Source organism: Brevibacterium sp. UCMA 11752, assembly GCF_021532235.1.
Lineage (GTDB): Bacteria > Actinomycetota > Actinomycetes > Actinomycetales > Brevibacteriaceae > Brevibacterium > Brevibacterium antiquum.
This window is the reverse complement of sequence record NZ_JACBOS010000003.1, coordinates 1,451,535-1,462,482: the sequence shown is the minus strand read 5'-3', so window position 1 is coordinate 1,462,482 and position 10,948 is coordinate 1,451,535. Positions and strand designations below refer to the sequence as shown.

General features: G+C 62.2%; 7 protein-coding genes. All 7 read right to left on the bottom strand.

Annotation, left to right across the window (positions count from 1 at the left end):
• Nucleotides 1-86: 86 nt before the first annotated feature.
• The 7 genes from HU144_RS06475 to HU144_RS06445 all read right to left on the bottom strand — a co-directional run bounded on the left by HU144_RS06475 (nucleotide 87) and on the right by HU144_RS06445 (nucleotide 10,643).
• Nucleotides 87-1,913, bottom strand: coding sequence for an ABC transporter substrate-binding protein (locus HU144_RS06475; protein WP_235350630.1), 1,827 nt, complete (start codon nucleotides 1,911-1,913; stop codon nucleotides 87-89).
• A 189-nt stretch (nucleotides 1,914-2,102) separates the two neighbouring features.
• A complete protein-coding gene (locus tag HU144_RS06470) occupies nucleotides 2,103-3,743 on the bottom strand; it encodes an N-acyl-D-amino-acid deacylase family protein (protein WP_235350629.1) in 1,641 nt (546 codons plus the stop codon).
• Nucleotides 3,744-3,746: 3 nt separating this feature from the next.
• Nucleotides 3,747-5,207, bottom strand: coding sequence for a Na+/H+ antiporter NhaC family protein (locus HU144_RS06465; protein WP_235350628.1), 1,461 nt, complete (start codon nucleotides 5,205-5,207; stop codon nucleotides 3,747-3,749).
• Nucleotides 5,207-6,637, bottom strand: coding sequence for a diaminopimelate decarboxylase (locus tag HU144_RS06460; protein WP_235350627.1), 1,431 nt, complete (start codon nucleotides 6,635-6,637; stop codon nucleotides 5,207-5,209). The genes HU144_RS06465 and HU144_RS06460 overlap by 1 nt, the downstream gene beginning before the upstream one ends.
• 166 nt (nucleotides 6,638-6,803) lie before the next feature.
• Nucleotides 6,804-8,474 (bottom strand): PucR family transcriptional regulator, encoded by a 1,671-nt coding sequence (locus HU144_RS06455; RefSeq protein ID WP_235350626.1) that lies wholly within the window; start codon nucleotides 8,472-8,474, stop codon nucleotides 6,804-6,806.
• A 178-nt stretch (nucleotides 8,475-8,652) separates the two neighbouring features.
• Entirely contained in the window at nucleotides 8,653-9,348 is a 696-nt protein-coding gene (locus HU144_RS06450; protein WP_235350625.1) for a response regulator, read from the bottom strand.
• Entirely contained in the window at nucleotides 9,345-10,643 is a 1,299-nt protein-coding gene (locus HU144_RS06445) for a sensor histidine kinase (RefSeq protein ID WP_235350624.1), read from the bottom strand. The genes HU144_RS06450 and HU144_RS06445 overlap by 4 nt, the downstream gene beginning before the upstream one ends.
• Nucleotides 10,644-10,948: the final 305 nt, after the last annotated feature.

Below are 10,948 nucleotides of genomic sequence, written 5' to 3'. Positions count from 1 at the left end.
TCGTCGGGTGGGTTGGAATGACGAGGACCATCGTCGGCGAGCGCCGTGGGTACGACACTCGCCGACGACGTCTGTCGGTGCTGGGGCTATTCGCGATCGTCGGACTTCTTGCGACGGCTGATCAGGAAGCCGCCTCCGCCGATGACCACGATGGCTGCGACGGCGATGCCGATCCAGCCGCCTGCGCCCAGGCCGCCGCCGTCACCGGAAGCGTCCTCCGCGCTGGCGGGTTCGACCGAGGAGTATCCCCAGTAGCCGACCTGGTTGGCGATGATGCCGCCCTCAGTGGGCTGCTTGGTGAAACCGGTGAACCGGTCGGAGCGGAAGGCCTCGAGCTGGTTCGGGTACCACAGCGTGATCGAAGCGGTGTCCTCGTAGTGCTGGGCCAGCGCCTGGTGGACCAGGTCGGCGCGTTTGCCCTCGTCGAGTTCGACGTGTTGCTGCTGGTAGAGCTTGTCGAAGTCCTTGTTGCAGTAGCCGTCCTGGCTGGTTCCGCCGTTGCCGTCGGCGTCGGGGCGCGAATCGCAGGTGTTGATGAACAACTGGTAGTCGGGGTCCGGGCCGAGCGACCATCCTGAGAAGTACATGTCGTAGTCACCCTTGGTGGTGCGCTCGGACACGGTGTCGACGTCGCTGGCCTCGTTCTTGAGGCTGATGCCGATGTCCTTCATCCACGGTTTGAGGAACTTCGCCGTGTTCTGTTCGACCGTGGCGTCGGAGTCGGTGAGGAAGCGCAGCTGAAGCTTCTCGCCGTCTTTCTCGCGGATGCCGTCGGAGCCTTCCTTCCAACCGGCGTCGTCGAGAAGCTTCTTCGCCTTCTCGACGTTGAAGCCGGTGATCGCCGGATCGTCTTCGGGAAGCGCCCACGTCTCATACACGGATGGCACGAAGCTTGTGGCAGGCTGTCCGTAGTCCTGCAGCACCTGATCACGCAGGGTGTCGATGTCGATGCCTGCTCGGATGGCTTGGCGGACCTTCTTGTCCTTGAGCGCCTCATTGCCGGTGCCGAATTCCTTGTTGTCGGCGTCGGCCAGTCCGGAGTTGATGGAGATTCCCTGGAACCTGCGCCCGTTGCCCACATTGGTCTCGACGTTGTCGGCGCCTTCGATGGCCTTGAACTGCTCGGGAGTCAGTCCGGTGATGAAGTCGACTTCACCGGAGCGGATCGCCTGCACCTGGGCGTCGGAATTCGTGTAGTAGCGGTATTGGATCTCGTCGAGCTTGGGCTCACCGCGCCAGAAGTTGGGGTTAGCCTTGAGCGTGACGGACTTGTTCGCCTCGTAGCTCTCGAGCTGGAAGGGCCCCGAGCCCACGGTCTTCTCATCGTTCTTGAACTCGCCGGGCTTGTCGACCTTCGACCAGATGTGCTCGGGAACGACCGGAATCTCCTGGCCCGGGTTGTTCGCCTGTGGGTCCTTCAGAGTGATGACCACGGTCTGGTCGTCTGGGGTTTCGACCTTGTCGAAGTTCTCGACGAGGGCGCCATTGGCGACCGACAGTTCCTCCTTCTCCATCATCTGGTTGTATGTCCAGGAGACGTCCTCTGCTGTCAGCGGTTCTCCATCGGACCACTTCATATCGGGACGTATCTTGTACGTCCAGACCTTGCCCTCGGAATCGGTGTCCCATTCGGTGGCGAGACCTTCCGAGACCTGCGTGTCTTCGGCACTGTTGCCGACGAGGTTCTCGTACATGTATTTGAACGTATTCGTCGGCATCAGGTAGAAGGAGGTGAACGGATTGAACGAGTCGATGAAGCCGTCGGTGGCGATCCGCAGCACCTTGGAATCGTCGGCGGCCTCGGTGGTCTCTGCTTGAGCAGGGGCGGCGGCCATAGAGCCGAGGAGTGCCATTGCCGCAAGACCGGCAAGGCACGTTCCCAACCGCTTGCGCAGCTTATATTGAGCGAACATCGTTGTCCTTTTTCTCGATTTGGTGATTCAGTTATCAGTCGTTGCAGGTGAGAGCCTGCTCACACTTCATCTTAAGTTCTCGGAACGTCAATTCGGGGCAAGCGCGCCCTGTCGTTCTGCGCCATTGTCACCTCCAAGCATCCACGTTGATAAACGTCTCGGGCTTCCTGCGTCCTCGCCGCTGGGAAATCATCCCTTCCGCAGAACTCGACCAAATCTGCGATTGTCTATCGAACCGTCCTCGACTGCTGCATTTCCATGGATGAGAACTGTCGATACCCCCGTCGCAAGTTGCCAAGGGTCGTCATATGTTGCGTTCTGGCGGATCGTGTCGGGATCGAAGATGACGATATCGGCGATTCGTCCGACTTCGACAATGCCTCTGTCAGTGAAGTCCAGTCGCTCGGCGGGTTGACTGGTCATTTTCCGAACTGCTTCTTCCAGCGAGATGAGTCCGTCTTCACGTACGTACTTGCCCAATACATGAGCAAACGTTCCGAAGGATCGAGGATGCGGTTTGCCTGTTCCCGTCGCACTCATCGTCCAGCCGTCGCTTGCAACCGATACCAGTGGATGGGCCAGTACCGAGGCGACGTCATCCGGAGACATCGCGTGGTTGACGATTCCGACGGATGCGTCGTGCGCGACCAGTACTCGCATCGCGGCCTCCTCCGCACTGCAGCCTTCCTGGCGGCCGATCTCAGCTAAGGATTTTCCGATCGTCCAATAGTATTCGGCACCGGTCGAGCCAGGCTCGCCCAGCGAAGCGATCACCACTCCTTCGGGGTCGATATCTCGGCCGAAACGCGAGGCCATGTCTCGTCCGATGCTGAGACGCTGCTGCGGATCAACGAGCCGCTCGAGGAGCGCCTTCTTGCCACCGTCCAACGCATAGCCAGGCAGTCTAGAGGTCAATCGAGTGCTCGAGGCAGTGTACGGATAGACATCGGCTTTGATGTCCAGCCCACGTTGCCGGGCTTTTTCGATCAGCCTCAGAGCCTCGACGGTCAGACCGTAATTCTCGGGGCCCATGGACTTAAGATGTGAGACCTCGAGCTTGGCTCCAGCGCGGTCCGCCGTCTCAATCGCTTCTCCCACAGCCTCCAAGAGCATGTTCGACTCGTTCCGCATGTGTGTCGAATAGAGCAGACCGCGCTTAGCTGCCTCGGTGACAAGCGCCTCGACTTCCGCGGGACGTGCGTACGAACCAGGGGTGTAGATCAAGCCGCTTGAGAAACCGAAGACTCCCGCGTCAGCCGCGCGAGCAACTTGCTCGGTCATCTCTTTCAGCTGTGCATCATTGGGAGCCTCGTCAACTGGTCCCATGACGTAGTTGCGGATGCTCGACAATCCCACTTGCAAGGCGAGGTTGATTCCAGGCACAAGAGAGGACACTTCCTCCGCGTACCCTTGGGCGTCGCTCCACTCACCGGAGAGGACTGCATCCAGGTGGGCGTTATCCTGCTGAATTGCATCTACCGAGCGGGCCGGGAATGGCGAAGACCCGCAATTGCCGACGAGCGCAGTCGTCACTCCTTGCGCGAGCTGGGTCTCAGCCGCAGGAGACGACATGATCGAAAAGTCTGCATGAGAATGAAGATCGATGAATCCGGGAGAGAGCACCTGGCCTCTGGCGTCGAGCACTCGTCGTGCCTGTTTCGACTCGACATCCGACTTCGCGACAGATCGGTGGCGGTCGTCATCCATCTCGTGGTCGAGTGCCTGCTCAACTAGGGTAATCCGGCCGGCCTCTATGCCCACTTGGCCGGGGAAGCCGGGCCGCCCCGTTCCGTCGACGATTCGTGCGTTGGTGATCAGAAGGTCGAGCATTTCCTACCTGGTTTCGACGAAGAGAATGATGAAATACAGGACACAGGCGGGGACCAGCAGCATCCAACCTGTGATGAGCATGTTGCGCAGATTGGTCGACCGGGCCAGCCCCATCACACCGATCATGTTCCCGTTCGGGAAGGGGCCGTATGTATCAGCCTTCGATGCGAACAAGAGGACAACGACCCACGAACCCGCGGTGACACCTAAGGTGGCCCCCAGATCGCCGAACACCTTATCGAGCAATACGACCTGTGCGGCGGTCGCACCCGGAACTCCGACCCATCCCAACAGAGCGATGATGACTGTGAATACGAACGGAGAAGCTGACTGAAGTTGGGAGCCGAAGAGGTCCATCACAACATCGAACGGCGCCAGAAGATCGATCACGATGAACAACGCGGCCAGAAGCCAGAAGAGGAGGAAGATGCTGATCACCTGCGAGCACCCTCGATAGATCGTCGAGACGATGTCCTGAGGACGCATTCGATTCGCGACAGCGGTGGCAATGCCCAAGACTGGAAGAGCCAACAGAGGGAAGGTGGTGCCGGCGGAAGTGACAGCGGCGAAGACGACCGATATGGCAAGCAGCACCAGGAAGACTGCGGTGGGAAGTCTCGAACTCGATGACACCGTTTCGGCCCCACCGACTTCTTCGGCAGAGTAGAAATCTCCCTTCTTCGCAGTCCACCGTTGCATCAGCGAAACGATCGGGATCCCGAGAGCCAAAGACAGCAGTGCGATTGGTCCGGCACCATAGAGAATGTATTGACCATAGTTGACCTCGGCAGCCTCCATAATGGCCACGTTCGAGCCTGCGAATGGAGCGATAGCGAGGCCAGCACACCCTCCGATGAAGAGCATCGACGCAGTGGCCGATTTCGTGAAGCCCAATCGCGCGGTGATCGGCAGCAGTATCGGAGCCGCAATGGCGATCGCACCAGCGAGGGTGCCAAGAGATGCCACCAGGATGAGACATGAGATCATCACTCCGAAGACGACGGCATTCCTGCCGCTGCGGCCGAAGACGTGCATGACAGATGACACGATGCTCTGAGCAACCCCGGTCACTTTGAGCACTTCCCCGACTCCGGCGCCGAGCATGATGATGAGGCCAATGATCGTGATCTGATCGGCCAGGGAGTCGCCCAGCAGTGTGCCGATTTCAAGGACACCCATCTTGCCGATGATGAGCCCCGCAACCACTGAGACGACGGTGGCGACGACAATGTCCATGCCGAGGATCGCCAGGACCGCGTACAGGACGATGGGTAGCAGCCCCCACAGGGTGGGACCGTCCGAGACGAAGGCCGCCACTATGGCCAATACGATGCCGAGTCCGGCAAGAGACCATATCAGGCGAGAACGCCGGGGCGACAACGAAATCTCATAGGCATTGGAAGATTCGTTCTTGTCGGAACGGAGTGAAGTGGCTTCATTGCTCGCTTCGTTGCTGTCGGCCATCAAACCCCCAAGCTCTGTGTCTGCCAATCGCTGCCCGCCGCCTCGGCGAGGACCTCTGCGATGGTCTGTCCGCGCCGGATGAGCGAGAACTCAACCTCTCCCTCGCCGAGGTGACGGTGGGCATCGGCGCTCACGTCGGGCCGTACCCGGTACCCGAAGATCGGGACCCGCGGGAGCAGGTTGTAGGAGAACGGATTGGAGAAGTAATAGGCGCCGGTATCGGGCACGGCGACGATGTCGCCGGCGTCGAGGCGCGGCAGCATTCGGTCGCGGGCCAGGAGGTCACCGGCGAAGCAGGCGGGGCCGGCGACATCGGTAGGTACCGCCTCGGCGGATTTAGGACTGCCGTCGGGGTTGAAGGGCAGGATCCGCAGCGGCCAGTCTGCGGGGGCGTAGGCCGTGCGGGTCGCGACCTGGACGCCCGCGTGGGTCATGGCGATGCGCCGACCGCCGGTGACCTTCGCATACTCGACATAGGTGAGGATGGTGCCGGCCTTGGCCAAGAGGGCTCGCCCGAATTCGGTGATGATGTCGAAGTCGAACAGGCCCGGGACCTGTGCTTCGAGCACGGCCCGGTATTCGGCGAAGGTCGGGGTGATGTCCTCGCCTGCGAAGTTCACGGGCAGTCCTCCGCCGATGTCGATGCGGGTGACCTGGCGGTCGCGTCCGTGAGTCTGCGCGGCGCGAGCATTGATCTCCTGCGCCAGTTCGACGACCGCTTCGACACCTGCTGCGGCCTGGTCGAGGCTGATGCCCTGGGAACCCGAATGGACGTGGATCTGGTTGAGCCAGGGACGTGCCAGATAAGCCTCGATGAGTGCCTCGCGAGCCCCGGGGTCGGCCAGTCCGATGCCGAATTTCGAGGTCTGCGTGGCGGTGGACAGCGCACCGATCGTGCCCGTCCCTGACTGCGGATTGATCCGAACCCCCACCCTCGCCGAGGTGGTCCCGGTGGAGCCGCCCACCGTCGCCGAGGTGGTTTGTCCGTCGAGAAGCCCGTCGAGTCGCTCGAGCTCGGTGAAGTTGTCGATGTTCATCGAAACCCCGAGTTCGACGGCGCGCTTGAGCTCGCTCATGGTCTTCGCCGGGGAGTCGAAGACGATGTTCTCCGGCGCGAATCCGGCGCTCAGAGCCAGCTCGAGTTCTCCCGGACTGGCGACCTCGCAGCCAGCGCCGGCCTCGGCGTAATAGCGCAGCAGGGGCTGCAGGGGCACGGCTTTGCAGGCCACGGCGTGGAGGACGTCATTGTCTCCGGCGAAGGCAGATGTCAGATGCTCATATGCTGTTTCGATCTGGTCTAAGTCGATGAGTCCGATCACCGGTGTCGAATCGTCGAGCTGCGGGACCTGGCCCACCGTGCTGTTCGCGACTGCCTTGATAGCTTGGTCCCGGCTGACCAGGACCGATGGCCCCGACTGGTTGCTGTGCATACTGTCCTTCGTTCGTGGTGTGCTGCCACTGTAGAACGCGAGCACCAGGACGAACGGACAATAATCTGCCAAACTTTGCTGTTGACCTTTGTGAGAATCGCACAGCCGCCCGCCTTGGCGATCATTGGACGACTGCTGAACGCGGGGAGTCGATGTCAGTCTCGACTCAGGCTCGCTCTCGGTCGAAGACGAGCACCGCGAGCTCAAGCCACAGACGTCCGGACCGATCGGCTGTCGACAGTCCGGTGATCTCTTCGATCCGGCTGAGACGATGCCGCAGCGAATTCGTGTGGACGTGCAGACGACGGGAGGCCTCGGCGGAATTGCCGACCGTGGCAAAGTACACCCGCAGGGTCTCGAGCAGCTGCCCCTGGTGCTTTGCATCATGCTCGGCAAGCAGTCGGGCAGGCTCGGTGATGCGAGGCCCTACGGAGCGCAGGGCATCAGCAGCCTCGAGTCCAACGAGTTCGGCCGCGACGTCCTCGGCTGTCGCACCGCGGACCATGCTTTGGTCGTCGGCGCAGGTGGCACCCGCAGACTCGTTGTCCGCAGACTGGTTGCCCGCGGGCATACTGCCTGCAGATGTGGTCGCGCCGCTCTTCGACCGTGTCAGCAGCGCATCGAGGACGTACACTGCCTCGGTCCACGATCGATGCACAAGGTCGAGACGTTCGACCCCGACGCCCACCCCGAAGTGCAGCGGCTGGCTCGGAGACAGGGACCGCTGCAGAGCCGAGGCGACATGAGACCTGATATCGGCGGCTTCCATCCCTTCGCTCATGTGCACGAGCACGGCCAGATGACCGTCCGACCCTACGTGGGCGAGCACGGCGTCGGCGAAGGCGGCCCGCAGATGAAACCTCAGCACGGGCTCTCGGTCGGGGGCCACCTCGGCGAAGGCCAGCGTTGCATAATGCCCGGAGAATGGCAGCGCGAGCAGGGTCGCGGCCGGCCCGAGGTCCGGCGAGCCACCGAGGATCGACCCGAGGGCTTCACGACGGATCCGCTTCTCGAACGGGGAACGTCGCAGGGTCCGCAGCATGACCGGCAGTGCGGCTCGGGCAGCATCGCGGAGGACATCGCGCAGTGACGCGGGATCCAGCGAATCCGGGTAGGCAGCCCAGATCGTGCCGAGCAGCTCGCCCTCGCTGCGCAGTGCGATCACCGAACGGGCAGGAGAGGCGCCCGCGGCTCGTCTCTCGACGACATCAGTCGAGCGGCGGACGACGTCGAGGAATCCGGACTCCTCAAGCTCAGCGATCCGCCATTGAGGAATCGCACCCGAGAGGATCGTCTCCCGTCGAATGTCATCGATCTCATCGCCGAGGTTGGAGTGCGCGAGCACACGCGACGCCGGGTCCTCGATCGTGATCGACGCACCCGTCATCTCCGCGATGACCGCGGCCAGCGCGCTGAGATCATCGACGTCGGGCCAAGCCAGGGCGCTCGCGGCACCCTCGTTGAGCTGTCGCAGGTGGACGAGGACCTCGGACCAGGTCACGCCCGTGGACCGCTCGAGCAGAATGGGCAGCGCTGAGGCAGATGTCCCCTCACCGAGGTGGGTGTGCGTTCCCGGCGGCACAATGAGTGCCGCGGCACCCGCAAATCGTGAGCGGATCGCGTTGAGTCCGGCCACGCTGTCTACTGCTTCGGTGACGAGGACGACGGCCCCCGCGAGTCCAGCAGGAGACCCGAGAGCAGCAGCCGAGCTTCGCAGGTCGAGGTCGAGTTCGATGCGAGTCACCTCGACGTCGATTTCGGTCTGAGTCAGGGGAAGCAGAAACCCCGCGGTCTCCTGCAACAGGCGGGAGACGCGTAGGGCGTTCGTTTCACTCATACACCCACTGTAGTCAACAGTGCACCCACACACCTCGTGACCCGGTCGTCTGCCGAACCCGCTTGCGCTTCAGACATTCCGCAGTTGGACGGGGATCGATCGCCGAAGAAATCGAATCGACGAACTCCGGGAAGTTCGTGACCGAGTCCTCGCGCCTCACTCCTTCGGACGAGTTTCGTCATTCCGGAACGTAGAACTTGTGCTGGATGGCACGGATGACGACCTGCGCCAGATTCTTCGCATCCAATTTGATGCGCAGATTTCTGGCGTGGGACTTCACTGTATAGACGCTGACGACCTGCTGTTCGGCGATCTCCGAGTAGTCCATCCCCTCGCAGATCTGCCGGAGCAGGAGCTTCTCACTCGGAGTCAGAGCCGGCACCGTTCTCGAACCATCAGCGGCGATGTCGCCGCTGATCATGATGTCCTCTGCCAAGGATCGCAGCAGGGCCGGAGACTCACCTGCGACTGCCGCTCGCGCGACGCGAACGAGTTCGGCATCGGTGGCGGATTTGTTCACCGCCGCTATCGCTCCGGCCTCGAGCGCACGTGTGATTCCTGGCCCGGGCGAGACAGTGGTCAGCACGACGATCGTCGCCTCCGGATCGAGACACATGATCTCCCGGGCCGCATCGACTCCGCTCATCCCCGGATGCATGTTGACATCCAGCAGGACGAGATCCGGGCGAAGACGATCGAACGCTTCGACGGCGTCTTCCCCGGAGTGCTGAGGTTCGAGAACTGAGAACCCTCCGTCATCGAACAGAGCTGCCGCCACGGCTCTCGTCGTCCACGAATCGTCGTCGACGACGAGCACGACGATGCGCTCGTCTGCGGGTGAGCTGTCGATCTCCGACCCGGCCGAGCTGCTCATACTCTCTGGCTCTTCGTTGCTGACGCATCGCGCTCGGCATTCGCTTCAAGAACTGCGGAGGACGCGGCAGCGGTGAAATCGTCGCGGACACAGGCAGCGTCGGCCTCGTCCCCATCGGCCGAGTCGTTGAATCGCAGCGGTTGGGAGACGTCGACGACGACGCGGCCCTGGGGATTCGATCCCGTGGTGCATGACCCGCCCAGGGCCTGAGCGCGCCGACTGAGAGATCGAGGTGGACGCGTCAGCGACGTCGCTGCCTCGTTCTCCGTGCGGAATCGCAGGACGGCTGCGTCAGATCCCTCACGATCCACGTTGACGGTCAGACTCGACTCGGTTCCCGGCAGGGAGTGTCGGATGACGTTCGTCGCCAGTTCTCGCATGATTGCGGTGAAATGTGCGCCCAGTACCGGGGATGCATATCGGGGAAGGGTGCCGACAGTGAGCGTCAACGCCACACCGCCGGCGGCACAGCCGTTCTCAATGGACGTGGCCAGTGCTTTCGCCTCGGCCTGCAGCCGAATCCTGGGCAGCCGCTCGTCTCCGTCGCTGAGTTGCGTGACGAGCTGCCGCAGACGCTTCGACGCCTCGGTGTTGACCAGGGAGAGCTCGGCGAGCTGACGGTTGGTGCCGAGATCTCGCGACCCTCTGGCCAGTGCTTTGATGATTGCGCCCTCTGTTGCGAGTGAGTTCGAGATGGTGTCGTGCATATCGCTGGTGAAGCGTGCACGCAACGATTCCACCGCCTGCTGGTGTTCCACGGCGGCTCGCTCCCGGCGATGGATCTCGCGTTGGATCCTCAGCTCGACGATTCCGGCAGCCAAGCCGATCAGCGAGTAGGTGACCCAGCCGTACCCGAAGTCGATGAACCCTGCAATGCCACCGTCGTAGGCTGCCAGCTCGGTGCAGGTGATGAGATAGGCGAGCAGTCCCACGGTGGCGATGGCTGAGCCGACCCATCGCCGCTGGCTGAACAGCACCGCCGTGGCGAAGATGAGCGACTCGGGGAACATGTTCTCCAGGTCGGGGTAGGGCACGACGAAGACGAGGCTCAGCCCGGTCGAGACGAACACCGTCGCCAAAGGGAAGAACGGGGAGAGGATGAGCAGAGCATAGGCACAGACGAGCAGGACCATGTAGCGAGGCTCTGCGATCTCGAACGATCCGGGAATCAGCACGGTCAGCCCCATGATGAGGGCGAGGAGCCGCATGGGCAGATCCACGAAGCGCGGTCCACGGAATACGAGCCACAATCTGTTGAGCGCACTCATGGTGCCGTCGTCTGCCGCTGATGCCATGGAACCTATTGTGCTATACCCGCGTCCCTGCCGAAGCAGTCGGATCTCATACTTACGTGCGATGCCCGATTGCGGCAAGCAGGATAGCGTTGCAACGGCACTCCCCGCAGCAGCACACCCCTCGTGAAAACCGGGACCATCCCCATGGAAGCGGTGACTTCATCCCGTCCCCATGGAAGTAGTGGCATCACCCCACCCTCATGGAACCGGTGACATCAGCCCGCCCCCTTGGACCTGGCGATATCACCGCGGCTGAGCACCACTCCCACCCGGCTCCACAACGGCCGACGGCGGCGTATCGACCT